Below are 24,201 nucleotides of genomic sequence, written 5' to 3' on the forward strand. Positions count from 1 at the left end.
GGAGTGCTCGAGCGGGCGTCTACCGTTCCGAAGCTGACCACCCTTGAGGGAGGAGGAGAACAGAGTGACCAACTATTCTCGGAACCGCAGCTTTTTGAACCACCGGATGTTCGTCCGTGTTCGTTGAGGCGGCTTATAAACTATTATTCCGATAGAGAAAGGGTTTTCTGAGCATGGGTGCCATGCACTGAGCGCATATGTATGGTAAATGAGCAATTGCTCTCCTGTTGGTTTGCAACCAGGGGCATCGCGAGAAGCGGGGGCGGCCGGCTCTTACAGGATATCGCCTCTTTCCCGCCAAGGGCACTTTCCGCTAACATGGCCCCACATCTTTCCCGCGGTTTGCCGCTCACTCTACCGGAATTCCCTCATGTTTCAGTCTTTTGAAGTCACCTCCACGCCGCAGTTCGGCAGGGAGCGCACCGAAGCCCTGCGCGCGTCCTTCGCAGCACTTGGCATCGACGGTTTTCTCGTGCCGCGCGCCGACGAGTTCCAGGGCGAGTACGTGCCCGCCTCCTCCGAGCGCCTGTCCTGGCTGACGGGCTTTACCGGCTCGGCCGGCGTCGCCCTCATCACGCAGCGTGAAGCGGTCGTCTTCGTCGACGGACGTTACGTCACGCAGCTGAAGGAGCAGGTCGATGGCCAGGTCTTCACCGGCGGCGACCTCATCGGCGAACCGCCGCATCTCTGGCTCGAAAACCATGGCGCCAAGGGCTTCAAGCTCGGCATCGATCCCTGGCTGCACTCGGGCGCCGAAGTCCGTCGGCTCGAAAAGGCGCTTGCCGTCATCGGCGGATCGCTCGTCTTCCTCGACCATAACCCGCTCGACAAGATCTGGGCGAACCGCCCGGCAGCCCCGCTCGGCAAGGTAACGATCCAGCCGATCGAACATGCGGGCACGCTGGCCAAGGACAAGATCGCGACGATCGCTGCCAGCCTTGAAAAGGCGGGCGCTGCTGCCGTCGTCCTCACCGACCCCTCCTCCGTCGCCTGGACCTTCAACATCCGCGGGTCCGATGTGCCGCACACGCCGCATCCGCTCGCCCGCGCCATCATCCACGCCGACGGCCGCGCCGAGATCTTCCTCGACAAGCGCAAGACCGGCATCGAACAGGAAGCCTATCTCACCCAGATCGCCGACATCGTCGCCCCCGCCACCTTCGATGACCGCCTCCAGGCGCTCGGGTCTGCCGGCGCCTCTGTCATGATCGACCCGGACCTCGCCTCCTTCGCGATCTCCGAACTGATCCGCTCCAAGGGCGGCAAGGTTGTCGAGGCCGTCGATCCCGCCCGCCTGCCGCGCGCCCAGAAGAACAAGGCCGAGATCGAAGGCTCTACCCGCGCCCACCTGCAGGATGGTGCCGCCATGGTCGAGTTCCTCGCCTGGCTCGATAGCCAGCAGCCGGGAACGGTGACCGAAATCGCCGCGACGAACCAGCTGGAAGCCGCCCGCGCCACCGTCGGCGAGCGCATGCAGAACCCGCTGAAGGACATTTCCTTCGACACGATCTCGGGCGCCGGCGCCCATGCGGCAATCATGCACTACCGCGTGACGACCGCGACCGACCAGCCGATCGAAGCGGGCACCATGTTCCTGATCGATTCCGGCGCGCAGTACATCAACGGCACCACCGACATCACCCGCACGGTGGCAATCGGCGCGGTGCCGGAGGAGCAGAAGCGCTTCTTCACGCTCGTGCTGAAGGGCATGATCGCGATCAGCGTCGCGCGCTTCCCCAAAGGCTCGCGCGGCGTCGATCTCGACCCCTTGGCCCGCATCGCGCTCTGGAAGGCGGGCGCCGACTATGCCCACGGCACCGGTCACGGCGTCGGCTCCTATCTCTCGGTGCATGAGGGCCCGCAGCGCATCGCACGTCTTTCGACGCAGGAACTGCTGCCCGGCATGATCCTTTCGAACGAGCCCGGCTACTACCGCCCCGGCGCCTTCGGCATCCGCATCGAAAACCTGGTCGTGGTCGAGGAGCCGGCCATGATCGCCGGCGGCGACCTGCCGATGCTCGGCTTCGACACGCTGACCTTCTGCCCGATCGACCGCCGCCTGGTGCTGCCGGCGCTCCTGACCGACGAGGAACTCGACTGGCTCAACGCCTATCACGCCCAAACCCGCGAGAAGCTGATGCCGCTGCTTGCCAGCGACGAGACCCGCACGTGGCTGAAAGCCGCAACGGAAGCGCTTTCACGCTGAGTCAGGCGTAACACGCCACAATAGAGAACGCCGCGCTCTTGAGGGCGCGGCGTTTTTGTTTTTAGGACTTTGCTGACCCTGCACTTGGGAGCAAGGCGGCATCATGGGGAGCTTGCGGGGGAAGGCCAAACGCCACCCAAAACCTCCGTCATTCCTGTGCCTGTCACGGGAAGCCGCCCAAGTCCTTGGGCGAATGGGTCCTTTGACCCTGATGACATCGGGTCGCTGGATCCCCGCCACGAGGGCGAGGATGAGGGGGAGAATGGGGCGCGCCCAGAATTCCATCCTCGCATGTCGCCGCTCGGCCTGGAGCAGCATTTTTTCGCATCTCCTGGCGTGAGCGAAACGCTGCCCCGTTCACATCACCAGATGGCGGATCACCATCACCACGACCCATCCGATGACGAGCATGCGCAGGGTCGAGAGGTTGAGCCCGAGCGCGATGGCAAAGGCGACGAACATGGCGACCGTCACGTCGAGCCCGCCATAGACGAAGGCCGGCGCGACCAGCGTCGTCAGAACCGCGGCCGGCACGGCATTCAGCGCCGCCTCCAGCCGCGGCGGGATCTCCTTCATCTGGGTGATCAGGATGTAACCGCCGACGCGGGTCAAGAAGGTGGCAACCGCAGCGGCGATGATCAGGTAGATAAGGTTGAGGTGTTGCGGGTCCATCGTCACGCCTCCTTTTCGACGCCGGTGGGCGCTGGCGCCTGGTTGCTCGGCGGCAGCAGGGCGGCCAGCACGATGCCGGCCAACGCACCGATGCTCACATGCCAGGGCGAGCCGACGAAGTGCATGCCGGCAATCGAAGCGAGCCCCGAGACAGTGACGATCGGCAGAAACCGGTCGCGCTTGCGGAAGCCCATGACCAGGCCCATGAAATAGACCGGCAACAGCACATCGAGACCGATTGCCTTGGGATCGCCGATCAGCTGGCCGAAGACTGCGCCGGCAAGCGTATTGATGATCCAGGGCACGTAGATGATCAGCCCAAAGCCGAGATACCAGGAAAAGGTGATCGGCAGGCCGCGCTCGCCGCGCTTTTCGGTCTCGGCATATTGCGGATCGACCAGCAGGAAGAAGGCGAGGAACTTCTGCCCGAGGGTGAAGTGCCGGACATATTTGGCGATCGAGGCCGAATAGAGCACGTGGCGGAAGTTGACCGCAAACACCGATAGCACCACCAGCCAGGGCTGGACGTGATTGCCGAACAGCTCGATGCCGACCATCTGGCTGGCGCCGGCGTACACGGTCGCGCTCATGAACACCGCGTCGGCGATGGTAAAGCCGTTATCAACAGCAAGCGCGCCGAACAGCGCGCCAAAGGGCGATGCCGCCAGCATGATGGGAAAGCCGCCGCGCACGCCTTCCCAGAAATCGTCTTTTGTCATGGAAACCTCCGCCGGCCGAGGCGTTGAACGACACGCGATGGCCGGAGCCGGACTGATAGGCGCTTGCGCCCCCGGCAACAATTCAAATGCGCTGATACAATGATTGAATTTTATGATGTCTTGGCGAACGAGGCTTGAACAAAAGGCGCACCGATCGGGAAACCGGCGCGCCATGCATCAGAAATTCGTATGTCCGTGCGGACTGGCGTTCGTTACTTCTTGACCTGGAACGTGTGCTCGATGCCTGGGAAGCTGCGTGCCTTCACTTCAGCCGCATATTCCTCGGCAGCCTTCGAGATCGCAGGCGCGAGCTCGGCGAAATGCTTGACGAAGCGCGGCTTGAAGTCGTTGAAGAGGCCGAGCATGTCGTCAGAAACGAGGATCTGGCCGTCGCAGGCGGGCGATGCGCCGATGCCGATGGTCGGCGAGCGCAGCTCGGCGGTGATCTCGCGGGCGACCGGCTCGACAGTGCCCTCGATCACGATGCCGAATGCGCCGGCATCGTCGATCGCCTTGGCGTCGCGGCGGATCTTTGCCACTTCCTTGTCGTTGCGGCCGACCGAGCGATAGCCGCCGGTCGTGTTGACGAGCTGCGGCATCAGTCCGACATGGCCGAGCACCGGAATGCCGCGGCTGACGAGGAATTCGACCGTCTCGGCCATCTCGGCCCCGCCCTCGAGCTTCACCGCGCTGCAGCCGGTTTCTTTCAGGATGCGCGCCGCACTGCGAAACGCCTGTTCCTTGGATTCCTGATAGGAGCCGAAAGGCATGTCGATGACGACGCAGGCCTGCTGAGAGCCGCGCATCACCGCCTGGCCGTGGGCGATCATCATCTCCAGCGTCACGCCGACCGTGGTGTCGAGCCCATAGAGCACCATGCCGACGGAATCACCCACCAGCAGGAAATCCACATGCGGATCGAGCAGCCGTGCGATCGGCGTCGTATAGGCCGTGAGGCTGACGATCGGGCGCTCGCCTTTCAGGGCCTCGATGTTGGCGGGGCTGAGGCGGCGCTTCTGGGACTGCACGCTCATGTCAGGCAACCTTTGCAAAGGACGCGGATTTCGGGGCGATCACGCGGTTGTCGAGCAGCTTCGTCGTGCCGAAGCGGACAAACAGCAGGAGCAGGACCGGCCGGTCGCCGATTGTCTCAAGCGGCTCCAGCGTCTCGGGATCGCGCACGGCAACGACCTCTGGCTTGGCCAGTGGCTCGTTCGCCAGATACGCGGTGACGGCTTTTTCGAGCGCTGCCACGTCGCTGACGCCGGATGCGACGAGACGCGCGGCTTCGTCGAGCGCCATCGGCACGATCGCAGCGGCACGGCGTTCCTCGGCCGTGAGATAGACATTGCGCGACGAACAGGCGAGCCCGTCAGCCTCGCGCACGGTGGGCACGCCGATGACGGTCACCGGCTGGGCGAGATCTTCCACCATGCGCCGGATGATCTGCAGCTGCTGGAAATCCTTCTCGCCGAAATAGGCGCGATCCGGCTGGACGATGTTGAAAAGCTTGGTGACGACGGTGGCGACACCGGCGAAGTGGCCCGGACGAACCGAGCCTTCGAGCTCGCTGCCGAGCGTCGGCACGTCGACCACCGTTTCCATCGGCCGCGGATAGATATCGGCAACGCCGGGCGCGAAGAGATAATGGACGTCGCCGGCTTCGAGCATCGCCTGGTCGCGGGCAAGATCGCGCGGATATTTGGACAGATCCTCGTTGGCGCCGAACTGCAGCGGGTTGACGAAGATGCTGGCGACGACGATGTCGTTTTCCGCGTGCGCCCGGCGCATCAGCTCCATGTGGCCGACATGCAGGTAGCCCATGGTCGGCACGAAACCGATCGTCCTGCTCGCCCGCCGGTCTTCGGCAAGGGCCGCGCGCAACTCGGTTATCGTGGTGAACGTATTCATGTCCGGACCCTCCAATCCGCGCCGGCGCCCTGCCCTTGAGGGATGCTGGCGCGTCGCCCTCGGGACCGGCTCAGACCTGCTCCACGAAAAGGCATTTGCACAAAATTCGGCTGCAATCCTCTATCTTGTGCAGCGCAAAAAAACAATCGGATTGATGACGGACTGATGACACCGGGCTGCGCTTGACTTCCAGCGATGGCCTGTCACGGTCGTCCTGCGAGATGATTGCAACCCACGCTGGAGAGCGAGATGAAAATTGCACTGCGCCTGTTTGGGAGCTTGATCCCGGCCCTGGCTTTTGCGAGCGCCGCCGAAGCCAAGATCCCGCTCGTCAATGCCACCTGCCCCGGAAAGATCGAGGTCCATGCCGACGAGGGCGGCCCGGTCTACATCAACGGCAAGGAAGCCAAGCTGAAAGTGTTCAACGAGAACTACTACGAGGCCAAGGGCGCCGGCGTCACGATCTCGCTCAGCATCAATCCCGACGGCTCGCCCAGCGTCTCCTACACCGGCAAGGGCGGCGCCAACGGCGTGTGCACGCTGAAATAGGTCGTGACGAGCAAAGTGCTTCTATCAGGTGCGTCGCCAACAATCCGCACGATGGATTTTTGGCGAAAACGGCCCCTCATCCTCCCTCTTCCTCGCCCTTGTGGCGGGGATCCAGCGACCCGACGTCCGTCGGGCCAGGGGTTCCTTCAGCCCAAAGACTTGGGCTGGCCTGGATTCCTATGACGAGCACAGGAATGAGGGAGGGTGGTGTCAAAATGGCGTTCTCCTCGCAACCTTTCACCGCGTGCTCGACGCTAGCTCTAGCAAGTGACGGGCATCACTCACAGGTCACGACCTACTTCCCGACCCGCTGCTGCAGGTGTTGCGGGTAACGCGCGCCCTGCACCTCGACGGCTGAAAGCACCTTCTGGATATCGCCAAGCTCCTCGGCCGTGAGCGTCACTTCGGCCGCGCCCAGGTTCTCCTGCAACCGATGCAGCTTCGTCGTTCCGGGAATGGGCACGATCCACGGCTTTTGGGCCAGCAGCCAGGCAAGCGCGATCTGCGCCTTTGTCACGCCCTTGGCATCGGCAATCATGCCGAGCAGATCGACCAGCGCCTGGTTGGCCCGGCGCGCCTCGGGCGAGAACCTTGGTACGATCATGCGGAAGTCGCTCTGGTCGAACGTCGTCGTCTCGTTGATCGCGCCGGTCAGGAACCCCTTTCCGAGCGGACTGAAGGGCACGAAGCCGATGCCGAGTTCTTCGAGCAGCGGCAGGATTTCGCCTTCCGGCTCCCGCCACCAGAGCGAATACTCGCTCTGCAGCGCCGTCACCTTTTGCACGGAATGCGCCCGGCGGATCGAGGCGGCGCCCGCCTCCGACATCCCGAAATGGCCGACCTTGCCTTCGGTAATCAGGTCTTTCACCGCCCCCGCGACATCCTCGATCGGCACGTTGGGGTCGACACGGTGCTGGTAGAAGAGGTCGATCCGGTCGGTCCGCAGCCGCTTTAGCGCCGTTTCGGCGACCTCACGAATACGCTCCGGCCGGCTGTCCATGCCCTGGCCGACATCGCCATTGACGAAGCCGAACTTTGTGGCGATCACCACCTGATCGCGGACGGGCGCCAGCGCCTCGCCGACCAGATCCTCATTGCCGGTATAGGCTTCGGCGCTGTCGAAGAAGGTGACGCCAAGGTCATGTGCCGTGCGGATCAGCCGGATCGCCTCGGTGCGCTCCGTTGCCGGTCCGTAGCCGTAGCTGAGGCCCATGCAACCAAAGCCGATGGCCGAGACTTCGAGGGTGCTTTTTCCAAGCTTGCGTTTCTGCATTGTCATGCTCCTTGATCAGGCCGCGAGGTCTTGGGAAACCGGGCGGCAATTCTGGCAGGCGAATGAACGATCGGAGACCGAGCGCTTCACCCGCCTTGCGGTGTGTGGCCGAACGATCAGCACGACGACGGCCAGTGCGAGCGCCAGCAGGACCGTGCAGCCGATGAGAACATTGTCGACCCGGTGGGCAAGCAGCGCGCTGCCATCAAGGCCATGGGCGCCGATGGCGGCGACGGCGACAAGCACGCTGAGGCCGAGCGAGTTGCCGAGCTGGTGGGCCACATTGACGACCCCACCGGCGGCCCCCGCATCCGCAGGCGCGACACCGGCGATGCCGGCAACGGTCAACGGGCTCAAGGTGAAGCCCTGCCCGAGCCCGATCAGCATCAAAGGCAGCGCCATGCCGATGAGATACGGCGTGTCGGCCGATATCCGGCTGATCCAGAGCATGCCTGAAAGCGCCGAGATCAGGCCGACGGCGAGCAGACGGCGGTTGCCGAACCGGGGCGCGAGCCGCGGCACCGAAATCGCCGCGACAAAATTGACAAGTGTCGCCGGAATGAAGGCAAGGCCGGAAGCCAGCGGATCGAAGTTGAGAACGCCCTGCAGATACTGGGTGAAGAAGAAAAAGAACCCGATCATCGCGGCGAGGAACAGCACGCGCGCCAGGTAGGCCCCGACCCGTTCCCGACTGGCAAAGAGCCTCAGCGGCATGATCGGTTGCCGGGCGCGGCGTTCGTTGAAGACGAAGACGGCAAGCAGCAGAAGGCCGAGCGTAAGGGCCGCGAGCGTCAGCGGACCATGCACCCCCTCCTCCGCCGAACGCACGATGCCATAGACGAGCGCCGTCATGCCGAATGTCGAGCTGATGGCACCCGCAAGGTCGAATTCACCGGTGCGCCGTTCCGTCTCGCCGACAAACTTGCGCGCCGCCAGCATCAACGCGACGCCGATCGGCAGGTTGATGAAGAACCCGACCCGCCAGCTGAGCCAGCCCGCAAACAAGCCGCCGAGCACCATGCCAAAGCTTGCGCCGATGCCGGCGACCGAGCTGTAGTAGGCGACCGCCCGCGTCCGCTCCGGCCCCTCGGAAAAATGCGTCTGGATCAGCGCCAGCGTGGCGGGCGCGAGGATCGCCGAGCCGAAGCCTTGCACCGCGCGTGCGGCCAGCAGCCACGCCGGGGATGGCGCAAGGCCGATCACGACCGAAGCCGCCGTGAAGATGGCAAGCCCGGTTATGAACAGCCGGCGCCGGCCGAGGATATCGCCGGCACGCGCACCCAAGAGCAGGAAGCCGCCGAAGGCGAGCGTGTAGGCGCTGTGCACCCAGGAAAGCCCGGCATCGCTGAACTGCAGCTCGTCGCGGATCTTCGGCAGGCCGGTGATCACGATCGAGATGTCGAGCACGATCATCAGGTAGCTGACGATGACGATCGCCAGCACCGCTGTCTTGCGGGATGTGTGATGTCTGGTCGAGGTGACGTCCATCGTGGTGCCTACTTCTCCTCGGCGCCGTACTCGGCGTCTGTCACCCTCTCCATCCAGTCGACCACCTTGCCGTCGAGCGCCTCCTGGATGGCGATATGGGTCATCGCCGTCGTCGGCGCCGCCCCATGCCAGTGCTTTTCGCCCGGCTCGAACCTGACGACGTCTCCCGGGTGGATGTCCTCGACCGGCCCACCCTGGCGCTGGACGCGGCCGCAGCCAGAAAGAACGATCAGCACCTGGCCGAGCGGATGGGTGTGCCAGACCGTGCGCGCGCCTGGCTCGAAAGTGACGGTATTGGCGGCCGCGCGCGCCGGTTCGCTGACCGCAAACAACGGGTCGATGCGTACGGTGCCGCTGAACCAGTCCTGCGGCCCCCTGGCCGAAGGCTGCGAACCGCTTCTCTTGATTTCCATGATGTTTCTCCTTGGCGGACCGGGCCGGCGCAGGCCTGACCGTCCGCCGACCGTTCTCTTGCTGGGCACAATCTAACCATGGCTGCCGCCTGCGATTAGATGGTATAAACGGCATGGACCTATGAAGAGGGCTCATGAATGCTGCGCGAGAACATCAACGACCTCATCGCCTTTGCCGCCGTCGCGCGCGAGCGCAGCTTTACGAGGGCCGCCGCGCAACTGGGCGTGTCGCAATCGGCGCTGAGCCACACGATGCGCGCGCTCGAGGCCCGGCTGGGCGTCCGACTGCTCACGCGCACCACCCGCAGCGTCTCGCCGACCGAGGCGGGCGAACGGCTGCTTGCCACCCTCGTCCCGCATTTCGAGCAGCTGGAAACGGAACTCACGGCATTGAGCGAGATCAGGGACAAGCCCGCGGGGACGGTGCGCATCACCACCGCGGAACACGCGGCCGAGACGGTTCTTTGGCCGAAGCTTGAGAAACTGCTGCCGGACTATCCCGACATCAAGGTCGAGATCATCATCGACTACGGCCTGACCGACATCGTCGCCGAACGCTATGACGCCGGCGTGCGCCTCGGCGAGCAGGTCGCCAAGGACATGATCGCCGTGCGCATCGGTCCGGACATGCGCATGGCCGTCGTCGGTGCGCCCGGCTACTTCGAGAAGCATCCGAAGCCGGTCGTCCCTCAGGACCTCACCCAGCACCGCTGCATCAACCTCAGGCTGCCCACCTATGGCGGCATCTATGCCTGGGAGTTCGAGAAGGACGGGAGGGAACTGAAGGTCCGCGTCGACGGACAGCTGGTCTTCAGCCGCCTCGCCCACCGGCTAACCGCCTGCCTCGCCGGCTTCGGGCTTGCCTTCGCGCCGGAGGAATCGGTGCTTTCCCACATTGCCGAGGGCCGCCTGATCCGCGTGCTGGAAGACTGGTGCGACCCGTTTCCCGGCTACCACCTCTACTACCCCAGTCGCCGCCAGTCCTCGCCGGCCTTTGCGGTGCTGGTGGAGGCGTTGCGCTATCGCGGGTGAGACCCCGGAAGGCGGGACCCGACGGACTCCAGCACCCACTGCCGGAATGCCGCAATCTTCCGCTGCTCGGCATTCGCTTCCGGATAGACGAGATAGTAGGCGAAGGCCTCGATATGCGTCTCGTCCGCCAGCTGGACCAGGCGCCCAGCCTCGATCTCGGGTGCCACCATCGCTGCGGGAAGCAGGCCGGCGCCAAGACCGGCGAGCACCGCCTGCTGCAGCAGCGCCGTATCATCGAAGGAGGGCCCGGTCGGCAGTGTCGCTTCAGCCAGATTGTTGGCCTGCAGCCAGAGGCTCCACCCCTTCCTGTCAGCATCCTGCACCTTGGGCCAGGCCACCAGCGCGGCCGGGCTTGCCGGCGTCCCCAGGCGCTCGACCAGTGAAGGGGCCGCGACCGGCACCATCGCAACGGCAAGTACATGATCGCTGCGAAGGCCAGCATAGCGGCCGCAGCCATGACGGAAGGCCACATCGATACCACTGCGCGAAAAGTCGACGAGCGCATTGCTGGTGACGACCTGCAGGTCGATCTGCGGATACGCGTCGCGAAACGACGCCATGCGCGGCACGAGCCAGGCGGAGGTGAAGAACGACGTCGCGCTGACCGTAAGCACGCCGCTGTCTTCCGACGCGGCGACCCGCTTGGAAGCATCCACGATCTGGCGAAAGGCGTTGCGCACGGGCGGCAGATAATCCCGCCCCGCATCGGTCAGGAAGATGCCGCGGTTCACCCGGACGAAGAGCCTGACGCCGAGATGCTGCTCCAGCACCTTCAACATCTGGCTCACTGCCCCCGGCGTCACGCACAGTTCCTCAGCCGCATTCTTCACGGAAAGGTGGCGCGCGGCCGCTTCGAAGGCCCGCAGCGCATTCAGAGGGGGCAATTTCGCCTCTATCATTTAGAATTTCTAATCTGAAAGCCGCAGAATTTATGATTTGTCCTTCGCCATTCTAACCGAGATATTCCCTACAAAGCAATCGCGCTACATCGCGCGGGAACTGAAGGTGGACATCAGTATTTATAATGCGATGCAGACGCGCAGACCCGCTGATGTGAAGGTTCATCCAGGAGATCGACAGACATGAAGAGCGACGCTATCGGCCTTGCCTATCTCGGCCTGACAGAGGTCGGAGCCTTGATCAGAGAGCGGTCCGTCACCGCGCGGGAGGTGGTCGAAGCACAGCTTCGGCGCATCGCTGCGCTCGATGCGGAACTCAAGAGTTACGTGTTCGTGCTCGAGGCTTCGGCCCGGGCTGACGCGGACGCAGCAGATCGGGAAATCGCCGCAGGGCGGCATCGCGGACCGCTGCATGGCGTGCCGATTGCCGTCAAGGATCTGTTCTGGCTGAAGGGCGCGCCGACGGCGGCAGGCACCACCGTGCACGGCGCCTTCGTGCCCGGCGAGGACGCAACGGTCGTGCGGCGCCTGCGCGAGGCAGGCGCCGTGCTGATTGGCAAGACGCAGATGACAGAGGGTGCCTATTCGGATCATCATCCTTCGGTCACGCCGCCCCGCAACCCCCGGAACGGAGCCTATTGGCCAGGCATTTCCTCGAGCGGCTCCGGCGTGGCGACGGCCGCAGGGCTTTGTTATGGCGCGCTCGCCTCCGATACCGGCGGCTCCATCCGCTGGCCGGCGGCCGCCAACGGCGTCACCGGACTGAAGCCGACCTGGGGCCGCGTCAGCCGCCACGGCGCCTTCGAACTCGCCGCCTCGCTCGACCACGTCGGAACCATGGCGCGCAGCACGCTCGATGCCGCCACGATGCTTGCCGCGATCGCCGGCAGCGATCCGCGCGATCCGACCGCCCTGCCCGATCCGGTGCCGGACTATCCCGCCGCCGCGAACATGGGCCTGCGCGGCTTGAGAGTGGCTATCGACCCCGCGTGGAACGGCGCCGATGTCGATCCCGAAACGCAGACCGCGCTGCAAGAAGCCATCGGCGTCTTCGCAGATCTCGGCGCTGAGATCATCGAAATCCGGTTTCCCGACGTCGCGCAGGTCATCGCCGACTGGGCATCGAACTGCGCGGTCGAAGCCGCCGTTGCGCACGAGGCAAGCTTTTCCGCCCACAGGGGTCAATATGGCGCGGTGCTGGCCGGCGTCATTGAAGCCGGACGCGCGCTTTCCGGTCTCGACTATCAAAAGATCCTGCTTCGGCGCGCGGCATTCCGCGGCGAAGTCGATGCGCTCTTTTCCTCGATCGACCTGCTGCTGACCCCGGTCCAGCCTTTTGCCCCGTTGACGCTCGAGACCGTCGCGACGCTCGGCGAACAGCCGGAGCTGATCGCCGGGCTGCAGCGCTACACCTGCCCGTTCGACATGAGCGGACACCCGACGCTCACCTTTCCCGGCGGCGTCGGCAGCACCGGCATGCCGATCGGGCTTCAGCTGGTGGCCGGTCGCCTGCAAGAGACCGCCCTCGTGGCGGGCGGCGCGGCCTTCCAGGCGGCAACGTCCTGGCATCAGCGCCATCCGGAGATCTGACATGCGCACCGATACATCGAACAACGGCATCTTCTATGGCTGGGTGGTCGTCGCCGCCGCCTTCGCCGTCACCTTCGTCGGCTTCGGCAGCGCCTATACGTTCAGCGCCTTCGTCGAGCCGCTGCAGCGAGATTTCGACGCGTCGCGCGGCTCGGTTTCGCTCGTCTTCTCGCTGGCAGGTTTCCTCTATTTCGGGCTGGGCATCGTCTCCGGCCCGCTTGCCGACCGTTGGGGCGCGCGGCGGCTTGCCATGCTCGGCATGCTCCTCGTCGGTCTCGGTCTTGCGCTCGCCGGCCAGGCGCGCAGCCTCGCCGAAGTCTACGCCGCCTACAGCCTCGGCATCGGCCTTGGCGTCGGCCTTGCCTATGTGCCGACGATCGGCACGGTGCAGCGCTGGTTCGTGGCGCGCCGGGGACTGGCCTCGGGGCTCGCCGTCAGCGGGATCGGCGTCGGAACGCTGGTCATGCCGCCGCTCGCCACCTGGCTGGTCGGCTCGCTCGGCTGGCGCGATACCTATCTCGTGCTTGGCGCGCTTGCGGCCCTCGTCGGCATCGGCATGTCCGCCCTGATCGTCGACGATCCGAAAGACCGCGGCACGGACCCCGACGGCGCCCCCATCGACGCACGGGCAAGGGCGAAAGCCCCTTCCGGCGTCTCCATGCGCGAAGCCATCTGGACCCGGCGGTTCATAGGCCTTTATGCGGCCTGCCTGCTGTCAGCCTTCGGCGTCTTCGTGCCCTTCGTACACCTGGTGCCCTACGCCCTCGACCACGGCCTCCCCCAGGCCTCCGCGGTAATGCTGCTTGGAACCATCGGCGTCGGAAGCACGCTCGGGCGCTTCCTGCTCGGCGGCCTCGCCGACCGGATCGGCCGACAGGTCTTTCTCGTCGCCATGTTCGCGGGAATGGCTGCGTCCCTGGCCTTCTGGGCTTTCGCCGGCAGTTTCGTGACTCTCGCGATTTTCGCGCTCGTCTTCGGCGTCACCTACGGCGGCTGGGTCGCCATCCTGCCCGCCGTCGTGATGGACTGCTTCGGCGGGCGCCATGTCGGCAGCATCATTGGCGCGCTCTACACCAGCGTTGCCGTCGGCACGCTCGTCGGGCCAAGCGCCGCCGGCTTTGCCTTCGATCTCAGCCACAGCTACACCCTGCCCATCCTGGCGAGCGCGTTGGCAAACGGACTTGCGGCAGTCGTCGCGCTCGCCGCCGCCCGAGCCCCGGCACCGTCGATCCTTGCGAACTGAGCGCGATGTCGCCGGACTGGACGATTCCGGATCACCCGAACTTGACGAGGTTGAGCGTCGGCAACGGACCGCCGGGAAATTGCGCCAGACTTCCGCCAACGGAGAGCGCTCCAAGGTCGATACCGAAGAAGCCGAGGCGGTCGATCAGGTGCGCGACCTCGGCTTTCGCAGCAGTGTCGTCACCCGACAAGAACAGTACACGCCGACCGCCCTCGGCCTTCGGGTCGCCTGAGACAAGCTGCGCCTGCAGGTGGTTGGACGCCTTGACGACGCGCGCGCCGGGCACGAGATCCGCAACGATCTCGCTCGACAGCCGGCCATTGAGCTCTGCCGGTTTGAACAGAGGTGCCTCGATCGGGTTGTTCGCGTCGATGACGATGCGGCCATTCCAGGCGGGTAATCCCGCCAGCGCCTGCGGCAGCTTCGACCAGTTGACAGCGACAAGCACAAGATCTGCGCTTGCCGCCTCCTCGCGCGTGCCGGCGGTTATGAAGGGGCCGAGTTCGTCCGTCAGCGCCTTCAGGCTTTCCGGCCCGCGGCTATTGGCGACAACGGCGGGAATATGGGCTTTGGCGAGGGCACGGGCGAAAGCCGCTCCGATGTTGCCGGAGCCAATGATACCGATCAACATGATGTTCTCCTTTGTCGTTGCGCAGCTCACGTTGCATGCGGCGGCGCGCGTTGGTCTGAATTGGTCGTGATCCGCCAACGGGCGGACCACGGTTCGTTTCGGTGGCAATCAGGCGGTAAAGCCGCCGTCGGCGACGATGTCGGCACCGGTGACGAAGGTGGCTTCCGGGCTCGCGAGATAGGCAACCAGGCTCGCAATCTCCTCCGGCTTGCCATAGCGGCCGATCGCCATGCCGGGACCGACGATCTTGGAGACCGGTCCGCCATCCGGGTTCATGTCCGTGTCGGTGGGACCTGGATGCACGGTATTGACCGTGATGCCGCGGGGGCCGAGGTCACGCACCAGGCTGCGATTGAAGCCGGCCACCGCGCCCTTGGTCAGCGTGTAGAGCGAGGCGGTCGGGAACGCGGCATAGCGCACCATGGACGAGCCGATATGGATGACCCGTCCGCCCGCCTTCATATGGCGTACCGCTTCCTGCGTGCCGACAAAGACGCCGGTGACATTGACGGCGATCATCCGGTCATAATCGGCATCGGTGATCTCCTCGATCGGCCCGCCTAGCGCGATGCCGGCATTGTTAACGAGAATATCGACGCCGCCGAAGGTCTTGACGGTCTCGGCAACGGCAGCGCGGACGGCAGTTGCATCGCCGGCATCCGCCCTGATCGCGACCGCCCGGCCGCCATTCGCCTCGATATCGGCAACGACCGCCGCCGCCTTTTCCGGCGAGCCATGATAGGTAATGGCGACCGATGCGCCGTCCTTGGCGAGGCGCTTTGCGACCGCGGCACCGATCGAGCGCGAGCCGCCGGTAACAAGGGCAACTTTGCCCACGAGAGATTTGCTGTTCTCAGACATGACATTCACTCCATCAACGTTTCGATGGAGTGGATATTGGCATTTCATTCCGCTAGGATAAGTTGGCAATGTCTTGCATGATCTTCAATGATTGCTTGAATATAAAACCATGGAAACCCTCGCCAATCTCGAAGCCTTTACCCGCAGCGCCGAACTCGGCGGCTTCTCGGGTGCAGCGCGTCGCCTCGGCCTTACACCCGCCGCGGTCAGCCGAAATGTCGCGATGCTCGAGCGCAATCTCGGTGTGCGGCTGTTTCACCGGTCCACGCGCAAGCTGACGCTGACGGAGGACGGCGAACGTTTCCTTGCGGCCATCCGCGACAATCTCGACGGCCTTCAGGACGCAATCGCCGGCATCTCCAGCGAAAGAGGCTCACCCGCTGGCGTGCTCAAGGTCAGCCTCAGCCCCACCTTCGGGCAGGAACACATCCTGCCGCTCCTGCCCGCGTTTCTTGCGCTGTACCCGCAGATCCGCATCGACTGGCAGTTCGACAACCGTCAGGCGGACCTCATCGCCGAAGGCCTTGACGCAGCGATCGGCGGAGGGTTCGAGCTTTCGCCCGGGATTGTCTCGCGCGTGCTCGCTCCGGCCCATATCATCGCCGTCGCCTCGCCCGCCTATATGGCAAACCGGACGTTCCCGATCGATCCCACAGGCCTTGCGGTGCTCGATGGCATCATCATGCGCGCGCAAAAGACCGGGCGTATCCGTCAATGGACGATGCAAAATGCGTCAGGCGAGGAGATGGCCGCAGCGCCAAAGGCAACGATCGTCCTCAACGACCCGGCGGCAATGCGGGAGGCCGCGGTCCTCGGTCTTGGCGTGACCTTGATCACCGTCGGCGATGCCCTGTCGCATCTGGCCGAAGGTCGGCTCGTTAGGCTCGCTCCGAAATGGTACGCCGATGCCGGCCCCATTTCGATCTACTATTCCAACCGCACACTTTTGCCGGCGAAAACCCGCGCTTTCGTCGATTTCGTCGCCGAGCATTTCCGCAGGCAGAAGCTCGCCGAACGCTTCGCAGCCAGCCTCGGCTGACTTCCTTGAAAACCCTGGATTGCGCCCCACATCAGCCCGGCTCAAAAAAATCTTTGAGCCGGTGTCGGGTTCGTCGGCCGGCATTCGTCCTTGGAGCAATTCCAGGAAAAGTGCGAAGCGGTTTTCCGTCCGGAGTTGCGTCATTGAAAGAGTTGGATCGCTTCGCGGTTTCATAGAGCGAACGAAGTGATCAGGTCCGTAAAACACAAATCCATTCCCAAGGAGCATTCCATGCGCATGATTTTCGTAAACCTGCCGGTCAAGGATCTGAGGGCTTCGCGCGCGTTCTTCGCCGCCCTCGGCTACACCTTCAACGAGCAGTTCTCCGACGAAACCGCCGCCTGCACGGTGATCTCGGACAATATTTTCGTCATGCTTCTGACCGAGCCGAAGTTCCGCGACTTCATCACCGGCGAGATCAGCGACGCCCGCAAGGGCACCGAAGTCATCACCGCCCTTTCCGCGTCCAGCCGCGCCGAAGTCGACGACATGCTCGCCAAGGCCCTTGCCGCCGGCGCCAAGCCCTGGAAGCCGGCGATCGACTACGGCTTCATGTACGGCATCTCCTTCCAGGATCTCGACGGCCACGTCTGGGAATACATGTGGATGGATCAGAGCGCGCAACAGCAGGGCTGATCACGACATCAGCGCAGCAAAAAGACCGCCCGGCATGCCGGGCGGTCTTTTACGTTGCCGCACGTCACGCTTTGAGAAATCTCCGCTCGAGCATGAAGGCAAGCAGAAGCGCCATGCCGAAGATCGAAGACATGATCCAAGCGGCGACGAGGACGTGGTTGTAAGTGGGATCGACGAGAACAGTCTTCATCCCATGGGCGGCATAGACGTTGAACGTCGTATGCAGCAGCGTGCAAACCGCAAGGGCATAAGCGACGTTGCTCGCCGCCCCGTAGAAGATGCACGTATAGAGATGAATGACGCTTGAAGCGGCCGACAGGAAGGCCGCACCCGCATACACCCGCAAGGCTTCGTCGTCGGAAAATTCAAACGTCTCTGTCAACCAGAACGTCTTTAAGGCGACCTCCACTGCGAAAAACCAGACCCGGGACGGAATGCTGAATATCGTGCCCATGGCGAGCCGTACGCCGGTGACCTTTACGATCTCCTCGAACAGCGCCCACAGGAAAATGCTCAGCAAGCCTGCGGCCATTGTTCAACACACTCGTGATGGAGGTTACAGCCGGTGCGCGAGGCGCGCCGCCAGTTCCGCTATGAGTGGATCGGTAAAATCGGCAACCGGGTCGTCGCTCCCGTCTTCTTGCCGGTGGTATTCCCCCGCATCAAACGCTTCATAAACGTCGTAGAAAGGTTGAGGCGGCGCGTTGTGGCCGCTGCCGAAGCCCTCCTGCACCGCGCTCCAGAGATCATTCATGACCCCGTCGCAGAAGACGTAGGTCAGCACGCCGTGATGGTACTTCCCCGCGATTTCGGCGGCAGCGGCGTTATAGAACTCCCAGTTGTCCAAGGCGCCCGCCCACCGAACCACGTCACCATGTGTGACGCGGCCTTCCGGCCCATTGGCCAGAACGAACTCAAGGAAGTCAGACATCTCTGCTTTCACCCGAACACCATGCGAGCCCCTACCCGCCGATCAGCGCCAGCCACTCGTCCTCGTCCATGGTCGCAACACCGAGTTCGCGGGCCTTGTCGAGCTTCGATCCCGCGCCCGGTCCGGCAACGACGATGTCGGTCTTTTTCGACACCGAGCCCGCCACCTTGGCGCCGAGGCTTTCGGCCTTCGCTTTCGCCTCGTCGCGCGTCATCTTTTCAAGCGAACCGGTAAAGACCACGGTCTTGCCGGCAACCGGGCTGTCGGAGGCAACCGGGGCTTCCGCCGCCTCCGGCGTCACCTCGGACAGAAGCCGGGTGACGACTTCAAGGTTGCGCGGCTCCTTGTAGAACTCGACGATGGCACGGGCGACGACCTCGCCGATGCCGTCGATGCTGTTGAGCTCGTTCCAGGCGTCGCCGGTAAAGGTCGACGCGTCGCGCATCGCTTCGCCGAAATGTTCGTAATTGCCATAGGACCGGGCCAAGAGCTTCGCCGTCGTCTCGCCGACATGGCGGATGCCGAGCGCATAGATGAAGCGCTGCAGCGCGATCGAGCGGCGCGTGTTGATCGCGTCATAGAGCTTGCGCACGCTGACGCGGCCGAAGCCGTCGATGTTTTCGAGCTTGGTGAGCGATGCTTCCTGGCGCTTTTCCAGCGTGAAGATATCGGGCGCGGTGCGGATCGAGAGCGTCGGATCCTCGCTTTCGAAGAAGAACTCGATCTGCTTGGAGCCGAGGCCCTCAATGTCATAGGCATTGCGCGAGACGAAGTGCTTCAGGTGCTCGACCGCCTGGGCGCGGCAGACGAAGCCGCCCGTGCAGCGGCGCACCGCATCCACCTTGCCGGTTTTCTCGTTGATGTCGCGCACCGCATGGCTGCCGCAGACCGGGCACGTGGTCGGGAAGCGATAGGGCTCGGAGCCTTCCTTGCGCTCATCCATGACGACGTCGACGATCTGCGGAATGACGTCACCGGCGCGCTGGACGATCACCATGTCGCCGATGCGGATGTCGCGACCCTCGCGGATCGCCTCGCCGGAATTGCCGAGCCCCTTGATGTAGTCCTCGTTGTGCAGTGTCGCATTGGTAACGACGACGCCGCCGACGGTGATCGGCTCGAGGCGTGCCACCGGCGTCAGCGCGCCGGTGCGGCCCACCTGGATGTCGATCGCCGTCAACCGGGTGAAGGCCTGTTCGGCCGGGAACTTGTGCGCGGTTGCCCAGCGCGGCGAGCGCGAGCGGAAGCCGAGACGGGCCTGCAGATCGAGCCGATCGACCTTGTAGACGACGCCGTCGATGTCGTAGTCGAGATCCGGCCGTTCGCGCTCGATGTGGTGATAGTGCTCGAGCAGCGCGTCGGCCGACGTCAGCCGCTGCATCAGCGGGTTGACAGGGAAACCCCAGGCCTTGAACACCTCGACCATGCCCATCTGCGTATCGGCCGGCATTGCCGAGATCTCGCCCCAGGCATAGGCGAAGAAACGCAGCTTGCGGCTTGCCGTCACCTTGGCGTCGAGCTGTCGCAGCGAGCCTGAAGCCGTGTTGCGCGGGTTGACGTAGAGCGGCTTGCCAAGAGCTTCCATCTCGGCGTTGAGCGCTGCAAAGTCGGACTTCGCCATATAGATTTCGCCGCGCACCTCGACGACATCGGGCGCGCCTGAAGGCAGCGTCTGCGGGATCATGCCGATGGTGCGGATATTGGCAGTGACGTTTTCGCCGGTCGTGCCGTCGCCGCGCGTGGCGGCCGTCACCAGCCGGCGGTTCTCGTAACGCAGCGACATCGACAGGCCGTCGATCTTCGGCTCGGCGGTAAAGGCGATCGAATTATCGGGCAGCTGCCCGAGGAAGCGATAGACCGAGGCAACGAAATCGCGGGCGTCTTCGTCGGAAAAGGTGTTGTCGAGCGACAGCATCGGCCGGGCGTGAACGACCGGCTGGAAGGTGACGGAGGGTGCCGCCCCCACCTTCTTCGAAGGGCTGTCCTCGCGCACGAGTGCCGGAAAGCGCGCCTCGATCGCGTCGTTGCGCCGCTTCAGCGCGTCATAGTCGGCATCCGAAATCTCCGGCGCGTCCTGACCGTGATAGAGCGCGTCGTGCCGGGCCAGTTCGGCCGCCAGAAGTGCGAGTTCCGCCGCCGCTTCCGTTTCGGTGAGGTTTTCGACGGGTTTCAGTTCGTTGGACATACGCAAGGACTCCGGATTCGCTACCGTTTTGTAGAGCAACCGGTGGGAAAGAAAAGACCGTTTGGCAGTGCCGGCTTGCTCTCACCGGGCAAGGGCCACCCCCGGCTGGGTGGCTGGGAGCGGGCGCACACCCAGCGCGCACCAGTGCCCATAGCGCCGCTGGTAGCGGTCGCGGATCGCTTCCAGATCCTTGCGCTGGACGCCGCGCCTGCAATAGATCCCCTTGCCTTCCGCCTGTCCGCGGATGACGCGGCCGACCGGAAGCAGACCGAACATCTTCAGGATCGCGACACCGCCCCTGTCCCAGCCGATACTGTAGATGTCGATGCCATCGGGCGGGAACGTGTGGTGCTCGAGGATCGCCGACACCGCGGCCCAGATCAGGATACCGTTCTGCCGGCGGCGCTCGATGCGCATGGAATCGAGCAGGTAACCGAGATTGAGGATGGTCGCGAGGTAGACGACCTTGGCCTTTCGCGCCTGCGGATGCGAAAGCTGCCCGCCAGCCAGCAGATTGGCGAAGGTATAGTGCCCCTGCAGGAACAGCTTGAAGTGGTTTTTCTCGAACGCGTAGTAGTCGACGAAGCCGAGGATCTGCTCCTGCGCATCCTGCAGGCAGATCAGGCTGTAGGGGTCTGAATGGAACGCCCTCATATCCTCTTCCGGATCGGTGGCACCGCTGCGAAACACGTCCTGAGCCTTGCGGACCACCCGATAGGCGACCTCCGTTGATGGCGGCACACGCACGAGATATCGTCGCACGTCCTCCTCGGCCGGACGCACCAGCCTCAACGGCATCACCTCGTCCGCCTCCTTGGCCCGCGGAGGATCAGTGGGCTGCGGCTGCGGCTGCGGCTGCGGCTTCGGGTCGGGCGGACGACGGTCACGCAGCCTTTCAACGAGAAGGGCGGCGATCCCTGCAATGGCAAGGGAGGCGACGATCCCGAACGCTCCGAGCGTCCGGTTCGCGTCCTTCAGCATCAGGATCAGGCCGACATAGGCGAGCGCAAGCAAAAACAACAGTTCCGGGTGCGCACGGATCTGCGCGCACCGGACCTCCAGTCTTTGCTGAAGTTTCTCCCACATGCCCGAACCGCCCCAACCCGCGCTGAAGGAATAGAACACGGGTGCAGCGACGCAACAACTCAACCAAAAGGGTTAGGAAAACGGGCGCGCTGAGGGAGCAGCCGAACATCGGGAAACTCGGCATTTTTTCCCGCGGCATCCTTCTGCCACGGGCGGTTCCACTCGGCCGGTAGGCCGTTCTAGCCGTTGCCGGAAAGCAGCCGGGCGGCAGCCGCGCGCGCTTCCTCGGTGATCGAGGCGCCGGCGAGCATTCGGGCGATTTCCTCGGTGCGCGCCTTGTCGTCCATGCGGGCGACGCGGGTCGAGATCATCTCGGCCTTTTCGGCCGAGGGCCCCTTGGAGATCAGGAGATGGGTGGCGGCGCGGGCTGCCACCTGCGGCGCGTGGGTGACCGAAAGCACCTGCACGGTCGCCGAAAGCCGCTTCAGCCGCTGGCCGATGGCGTCGGCAACAGCGCCGCCGACGCCGGTGTCGATTTCGTCAAAGACGAGCGTCGGCGCCGAGCCGCGATCGGCAAGCGCCACCTTCAGCGCCAGCAGGAAACGCGAGAGTTCGCCGCCCGAGGCGACCTTCATGATCGGCCCCGGCCGCATGCCCGGGTTGGTCTGGACGTGGAATTCGACAAGGTCGATGCCGTCGGCGGTCGGCTGCGACGGATCGCTCTGGACCTCCACCATGAAGCGGGCGCGTTCGAGCTTCAATGCGGGCAATTCGGCCATGACCGCGTCCGAAAGGGCGCTTGCCGTGTTGTGGCGTTTCTCCGAGAGCGAACGGGCCGCCGCATCGAAAGCGAGCTTGGCGACGCCGACATGGGCCTCGAGTTGCTTCAGCTTTTCCTCGCCGGCATCGAGATCGGCGAGATCGGAAATCATCCTGACCGCGAGTGCAGGCAGTTCCGTCACCGGAACCGAATATTTACGGCTGGCGGCGCGCAGCGCAAAAAGCCGCTCCTCGACCCGCTCCAGTTCCTTCGGATCGAATTCGGTGTTGCGCAGTGCCCGCTCGACCGCCATCTGCGCGTCCGACAGCTGGTTGAGCGCGCCATCGAGCAGCTCGACCGTTTCTTCGAGCAGGCCCGGCGCTTCCTGGCTCTTGCGCTCGAGACGCCGCACCAGCGAGGCGATCAGCGGAACGGGCGAGCCATTGCCGTTCAGGAACTCGGAGGCTTCGTTGATGTCGCCGGCGATGCGCTCGGCCTTCATCATCCGCGCGCGGTTCTCGGCAAGCTCGTCCTCCTCGCCGTCGCGGGGGCTGAGCTTTTCCAGTTCCTCGACCGAGGCGCGCAGATAATCGGCCTCGCGCGCGGCCGCCTCGACACGCTCGCGGTGCTTCTTCAGGCCGCGTTCGGCATCCTTGAAGGCACGGTAGAGACCGCTGACCTCTTCGGCCTCAGCCGCCGTGCCGCCGAAGGCGTCGAGCAGCGTCCGGTGCGCGTCGATGTCGACAAGCGCGCGGTCGTCGTGCTGTCCGTGGATTTCCACGAGCGTCTGCCCGAGCTGGCGCATCAGCTGAACACTGATCGCCTGGTCGTTGACATAGGCCTTGGTGCGGCCATCGGCCGACTGAACACGCCGGAAGATCAGGTCGCCGTCGTCGTCGATGCCGTTTTCGTGGAGAAGCAAGCGCGCCCGATGCCCGAGCGGCACGTCGAAGACCGCCGTCACCTGCCCCTTGTCGGAACCATGGCGCACCAGCGAGCCGTCGCCGCGACCGCCAAGGGCGAGCGACAGGCTGTCGAGCAGGATGGATTTACCGGCGCCCGTTTCACCGGTCAGCACCGACAGCCCGGCCTCGAAATTGAGATCGAGCCGTTCAATCAGGACGATATCGCGGATCGAAAGCTGGGCGAGCATCCGGGCTTCCTTGAAGGGCGCCGATTAAAGAATCAGGCGCCGACGAGTTTCTTGGCGGCGCGAGAAATCCAGGAGTTGCCGCTTTCACGCGGCTCGAGGCCACCCGACTGCAGCAGCTTGAAGCTATCGTTGTACCACTGGCTGTCCGGATAGTTGTGGCCGAGAACGGCCGCAGCGGTCTGGGCCTCCTGGGTCACGCCCATCGCGAAATAGGCCTCCGTCAGGCGTGCCAGCGCTTCTTCCACCTGGTTGGTGTTCGGATACTGCTCGACGACGACGCGGAAGCGGGACACGGCGGCCAGATATTCCTTGCGCTCGAGATAATAGCGGCCGACCTGCATTTCCTTGCCGGCCAGCTGGTCGCGCGCAAAGCGGATCTTCGACTTGGCGTCGTCGACATATTCGGAGTCCGGATAGCGGTCGACGACCGCCTGCATGGCTTCGATCGCCTTGAACGCCGGCTTCTGGTCCTGCGTCACGGCCGGGATCTGCTTGGTGTAGGCAAGTCCCTGGATGTACTGCGCATAAGCCGCGTCTTCCGACTGCGGATAAAGATTGAGGTAGCGACCGGTGGCGTTGATCGCCTCCTGGTACTGGCCGTTGCGGTAGGACACGAACGCATTCATGACCAGCGCCTTGCGCGCATATTCTGAGAACGGATGCTGGCGGTCGAGCGCTTCGAACTTGCGCGCCGCTTCCGTGGTCTTGCCCGCGTTCAGGTTTGCAAGGCCCTGATTGTAGAGCACTTCCGGCGGGTCGGTTTCCGCGGTCAGCTTGGTGATATCAATATCGGGATCGTTCTGGCAGGCGGTAATCAGGGCGCTGCCGGCAACAGCCGCAACAATGACGGCGGCGACGCGCGCTGATTTTCTCAGATCAACAGAAACTGCAAGAACCATCGGATATTCCCGTTCCACTCTGCGGGCATGGACCCCGCCAGACATGCGCTTTTAGAGCAAGTTACCTTGAGACCGCAACGTCATG

At 64.2% G+C, this 24,201-nt stretch carries 23 protein-coding genes; 7 read left to right on the forward strand and 16 right to left on the reverse strand.

The window, feature by feature from the left end:
• The first annotated feature begins 370 nt into the window (after positions 1 to 370).
• The gene (locus VGO12_RS14450) at positions 371 to 2,206 is read left to right on the forward strand and encodes an aminopeptidase P family protein (RefSeq protein ID WP_327513441.1); all 1,836 of its coding nucleotides are present in this window, start codon (positions 371 to 373) and stop codon (positions 2,204 to 2,206) included.
• Positions 2,207 to 2,563: 357 nt separating this feature from the next.
• On the opposite strand, the gene VGO12_RS14455 is transcribed toward VGO12_RS14450, so the two are convergent.
• The 4 genes from VGO12_RS14455 to panC form a co-directional block, all read right to left on the reverse strand.
• Positions 2,564 to 2,878, reverse strand: coding sequence for an AzlD family protein (locus VGO12_RS14455; RefSeq protein WP_327513442.1), 315 nt, complete (start codon positions 2,876 to 2,878; stop codon positions 2,564 to 2,566).
• 2 nt (positions 2,879 to 2,880) lie between these two features.
• Entirely contained in the window at positions 2,881 to 3,597 is a 717-nt protein-coding gene (locus VGO12_RS14460; protein ID WP_327513443.1) for an AzlC family ABC transporter permease, read from the reverse strand.
• 212 nt (positions 3,598 to 3,809) lie between these two features.
• Positions 3,810 to 4,631, reverse strand: coding sequence for a 3-methyl-2-oxobutanoate hydroxymethyltransferase (gene panB, locus VGO12_RS14465; RefSeq protein ID WP_327513444.1), 822 nt, complete (start codon positions 4,629 to 4,631; stop codon positions 3,810 to 3,812).
• A 1-nt stretch (position 4,632) separates the two neighbouring features.
• A complete protein-coding gene (gene panC, locus VGO12_RS14470) occupies positions 4,633 to 5,508 on the reverse strand; it encodes a pantoate--beta-alanine ligase (protein WP_327513445.1) in 876 nt (291 codons plus the stop codon).
• A gap of 249 nt (positions 5,509 to 5,757) precedes the next feature.
• Here panC and VGO12_RS14475 point away from each other — a divergent pair, with 249 nt between their 5' ends.
• Complete coding sequence (locus VGO12_RS14475) at positions 5,758 to 6,057, forward strand: hypothetical protein (protein WP_327513446.1); 300 nt, start codon at positions 5,758 to 5,760, stop codon at positions 6,055 to 6,057.
• Between the two features lie 295 nt (positions 6,058 to 6,352).
• On the opposite strand, the gene VGO12_RS14480 is transcribed toward VGO12_RS14475, so the two are convergent.
• Genes VGO12_RS14480 through VGO12_RS14490 form a run of 3 tightly spaced genes read right to left on the reverse strand, consistent with a single transcriptional unit; the run spans position 6,353 to position 9,231 of the window.
• Entirely contained in the window at positions 6,353 to 7,330 is a 978-nt protein-coding gene (locus VGO12_RS14480; RefSeq protein WP_327513447.1) for an aldo/keto reductase, read from the reverse strand.
• 15 nt (positions 7,331 to 7,345) lie between these two features.
• Positions 7,346 to 8,818 (reverse strand): MFS transporter, encoded by a 1,473-nt coding sequence (locus tag VGO12_RS14485; RefSeq protein WP_327513448.1) that lies wholly within the window; start codon positions 8,816 to 8,818, stop codon positions 7,346 to 7,348.
• An 8-nt stretch (positions 8,819 to 8,826) separates the two neighbouring features.
• Entirely contained in the window at positions 8,827 to 9,231 is a 405-nt protein-coding gene (locus VGO12_RS14490) for a (R)-mandelonitrile lyase (RefSeq protein ID WP_327513449.1), read from the reverse strand.
• Positions 9,232 to 9,369: 138 nt separating this feature from the next.
• Between VGO12_RS14490 and VGO12_RS14495 the strand changes: the two genes are divergently transcribed.
• Positions 9,370 to 10,263: a LysR family transcriptional regulator gene (locus tag VGO12_RS14495; protein ID WP_327513450.1), complete on the forward strand. Its 894-nt coding sequence runs from the start codon at positions 9,370 to 9,372 to the stop codon at positions 10,261 to 10,263.
• Here VGO12_RS14495 and gcvA read toward each other — a convergent pair.
• Entirely contained in the window at positions 10,251 to 11,147 is an 897-nt protein-coding gene (gcvA, locus tag VGO12_RS14500) for a transcriptional regulator GcvA (RefSeq protein WP_327513451.1), read from the reverse strand. The two genes, VGO12_RS14495 and gcvA, sit on opposite strands and share 13 nt — an antisense overlap.
• 198 nt (positions 11,148 to 11,345) lie before the next feature.
• Here gcvA and VGO12_RS14505 point away from each other — a divergent pair, with 198 nt between their 5' ends.
• On the forward strand, positions 11,346 to 12,752 hold the full coding sequence (locus VGO12_RS14505) for an amidase (protein WP_327513452.1): 1,407 nt from the start codon (positions 11,346 to 11,348) through the stop codon (positions 12,750 to 12,752).
• Position 12,753: 1 nt separating this feature from the next.
• Positions 12,754 to 13,995 carry an MFS transporter gene (locus tag VGO12_RS14510; protein WP_327513453.1) on the forward strand — a complete coding sequence of 414 codons (1,242 nt, stop codon included), beginning with the start codon at positions 12,754 to 12,756 and terminating at the stop codon, positions 13,993 to 13,995.
• Between the two features lie 31 nt (positions 13,996 to 14,026).
• Here the strand turns inward: VGO12_RS14510 and VGO12_RS14515 are convergent, their stop codons facing one another.
• Positions 14,027 to 14,626 carry an NADPH-dependent F420 reductase gene (locus VGO12_RS14515; protein ID WP_414650727.1) on the reverse strand — a complete coding sequence of 200 codons (600 nt, stop codon included), beginning with the start codon at positions 14,624 to 14,626 and terminating at the stop codon, positions 14,027 to 14,029.
• 108 nt (positions 14,627 to 14,734) lie between these two features.
• Entirely contained in the window at positions 14,735 to 15,487 is a 753-nt protein-coding gene (locus VGO12_RS14520) for a 3-oxoacyl-ACP reductase family protein (RefSeq protein WP_327513454.1), read from the reverse strand.
• A 109-nt stretch (positions 15,488 to 15,596) separates the two neighbouring features.
• Between VGO12_RS14520 and VGO12_RS14525 the strand changes: the two genes are divergently transcribed.
• Both VGO12_RS14525 and VGO12_RS14530 read left to right on the forward strand, forming a co-directional pair.
• Complete coding sequence (locus tag VGO12_RS14525) at positions 15,597 to 16,526, forward strand: LysR family transcriptional regulator (protein WP_327513455.1); 930 nt, start codon at positions 15,597 to 15,599, stop codon at positions 16,524 to 16,526.
• Between the two features lie 231 nt (positions 16,527 to 16,757).
• Positions 16,758 to 17,162: a VOC family protein gene (locus tag VGO12_RS14530; protein WP_327513456.1), complete on the forward strand. Its 405-nt coding sequence runs from the start codon at positions 16,758 to 16,760 to the stop codon at positions 17,160 to 17,162.
• Positions 17,163 to 17,226: 64 nt separating this feature from the next.
• Here VGO12_RS14530 and VGO12_RS14535 read toward each other — a convergent pair whose 3' ends face one another.
• The 6 genes from VGO12_RS14535 to VGO12_RS14560 all read right to left on the reverse strand — a co-directional run bounded on the left by VGO12_RS14535 (position 17,227) and on the right by VGO12_RS14560 (position 24,116).
• A complete protein-coding gene (locus VGO12_RS14535; RefSeq protein ID WP_327513457.1) occupies positions 17,227 to 17,694 on the reverse strand; it encodes a hypothetical protein in 468 nt (155 codons plus the stop codon).
• Positions 17,695 to 17,718: 24 nt separating this feature from the next.
• On the reverse strand, positions 17,719 to 18,093 hold the full coding sequence (locus tag VGO12_RS14540; RefSeq protein ID WP_327513458.1) for a hypothetical protein: 375 nt from the start codon (positions 18,091 to 18,093) through the stop codon (positions 17,719 to 17,721).
• A gap of 31 nt (positions 18,094 to 18,124) precedes the next feature.
• Positions 18,125 to 20,278 carry an NAD-dependent DNA ligase LigA gene (ligA, locus tag VGO12_RS14545; protein WP_327513459.1) on the reverse strand — a complete coding sequence of 718 codons (2,154 nt, stop codon included), beginning with the start codon at positions 20,276 to 20,278 and terminating at the stop codon, positions 18,125 to 18,127.
• An 81-nt stretch (positions 20,279 to 20,359) separates the two neighbouring features.
• A complete protein-coding gene (locus tag VGO12_RS14550) occupies positions 20,360 to 21,364 on the reverse strand; it encodes a hypothetical protein (RefSeq protein ID WP_327513460.1) in 1,005 nt (334 codons plus the stop codon).
• 179 nt (positions 21,365 to 21,543) lie between these two features.
• Positions 21,544 to 23,217: a DNA repair protein RecN gene (gene recN, locus VGO12_RS14555; RefSeq protein ID WP_327513461.1), complete on the reverse strand. Its 1,674-nt coding sequence runs from the start codon at positions 23,215 to 23,217 to the stop codon at positions 21,544 to 21,546.
• Between the two features lie 32 nt (positions 23,218 to 23,249).
• Positions 23,250 to 24,116 (reverse strand): outer membrane protein assembly factor BamD, encoded by an 867-nt coding sequence (locus VGO12_RS14560; RefSeq protein WP_327513462.1) that lies wholly within the window; start codon positions 24,114 to 24,116, stop codon positions 23,250 to 23,252.
• Positions 24,117 to 24,201: the final 85 nt, after the last annotated feature.

The sequence above is a fragment of the Ensifer sp. genome (genome assembly GCF_035999135.1).
GTDB lineage: Bacteria > Pseudomonadota > Alphaproteobacteria > Rhizobiales > Rhizobiaceae > Ensifer.

Excerpts from the sequence above, each read along its gene's own strand:
- VGO12_RS14450 (WP_327513441.1), top strand. The coding sequence starts at position 371 with ATGTTTCAGTCTTTTGAAGTCACCTCCACGCCGCAGTTCGGCAGGGAG.
- VGO12_RS14455 (WP_327513442.1), bottom strand. The coding sequence starts at position 2,878 with ATGGACCCGCAACACCTCAACCTTATCTACCTGATCATCGCCGCTGCG.
- VGO12_RS14460 (WP_327513443.1), bottom strand. The coding sequence starts at position 3,597 with ATGACAAAAGACGATTTCTGGGAAGGCGTGCGCGGCGGCTTTCCCATC.
- panB (WP_327513444.1), bottom strand. The coding sequence starts at position 4,631 with ATGAGCGTGCAGTCCCAGAAGCGCCGCCTCAGCCCCGCCAACATCGAG.
- panC (WP_327513445.1), bottom strand. The coding sequence starts at position 5,508 with ATGAATACGTTCACCACGATAACCGAGTTGCGCGCGGCCCTTGCCGAA.
- VGO12_RS14475 (WP_327513446.1), top strand. The coding sequence starts at position 5,758 with ATGAAAATTGCACTGCGCCTGTTTGGGAGCTTGATCCCGGCCCTGGCT.
- VGO12_RS14480 (WP_327513447.1), bottom strand. The coding sequence starts at position 7,330 with ATGCAGAAACGCAAGCTTGGAAAAAGCACCCTCGAAGTCTCGGCCATC.
- VGO12_RS14485 (WP_327513448.1), bottom strand. The coding sequence starts at position 8,818 with ATGGACGTCACCTCGACCAGACATCACACATCCCGCAAGACAGCGGTG.
- VGO12_RS14490 (WP_327513449.1), bottom strand. The coding sequence starts at position 9,231 with ATGGAAATCAAGAGAAGCGGTTCGCAGCCTTCGGCCAGGGGGCCGCAG.
- VGO12_RS14495 (WP_327513450.1), top strand. The coding sequence starts at position 9,370 with ATGCTGCGCGAGAACATCAACGACCTCATCGCCTTTGCCGCCGTCGCG.
- VGO12_RS14505 (WP_327513452.1), top strand. The coding sequence starts at position 11,346 with ATGAAGAGCGACGCTATCGGCCTTGCCTATCTCGGCCTGACAGAGGTC.
- VGO12_RS14510 (WP_327513453.1), top strand. The coding sequence starts at position 12,754 with ATGCGCACCGATACATCGAACAACGGCATCTTCTATGGCTGGGTGGTC.
- VGO12_RS14515 (WP_414650727.1), bottom strand. The coding sequence starts at position 14,626 with ATGTTGATCGGTATCATTGGCTCCGGCAACATCGGAGCGGCTTTCGCC.
- VGO12_RS14520 (WP_327513454.1), bottom strand. The coding sequence starts at position 15,487 with ATGTCTGAGAACAGCAAATCTCTCGTGGGCAAAGTTGCCCTTGTTACC.
- VGO12_RS14525 (WP_327513455.1), top strand. The coding sequence starts at position 15,597 with ATGGAAACCCTCGCCAATCTCGAAGCCTTTACCCGCAGCGCCGAACTC.
- VGO12_RS14530 (WP_327513456.1), top strand. The coding sequence starts at position 16,758 with ATGCGCATGATTTTCGTAAACCTGCCGGTCAAGGATCTGAGGGCTTCG.
- VGO12_RS14535 (WP_327513457.1), bottom strand. The coding sequence starts at position 17,694 with ATGGCCGCAGGCTTGCTGAGCATTTTCCTGTGGGCGCTGTTCGAGGAG.
- VGO12_RS14540 (WP_327513458.1), bottom strand. The coding sequence starts at position 18,093 with ATGTCTGACTTCCTTGAGTTCGTTCTGGCCAATGGGCCGGAAGGCCGC.
- ligA (WP_327513459.1), bottom strand. The coding sequence starts at position 20,278 with ATGTCCAACGAACTGAAACCCGTCGAAAACCTCACCGAAACGGAAGCG.
- VGO12_RS14550 (WP_327513460.1), bottom strand. The coding sequence starts at position 21,364 with ATGTGGGAGAAACTTCAGCAAAGACTGGAGGTCCGGTGCGCGCAGATC.
- recN (WP_327513461.1), bottom strand. The coding sequence starts at position 23,217 with ATGCTCGCCCAGCTTTCGATCCGCGATATCGTCCTGATTGAACGGCTC.
- VGO12_RS14560 (WP_327513462.1), bottom strand. The coding sequence starts at position 24,116 with ATGGTTCTTGCAGTTTCTGTTGATCTGAGAAAATCAGCGCGCGTCGCC.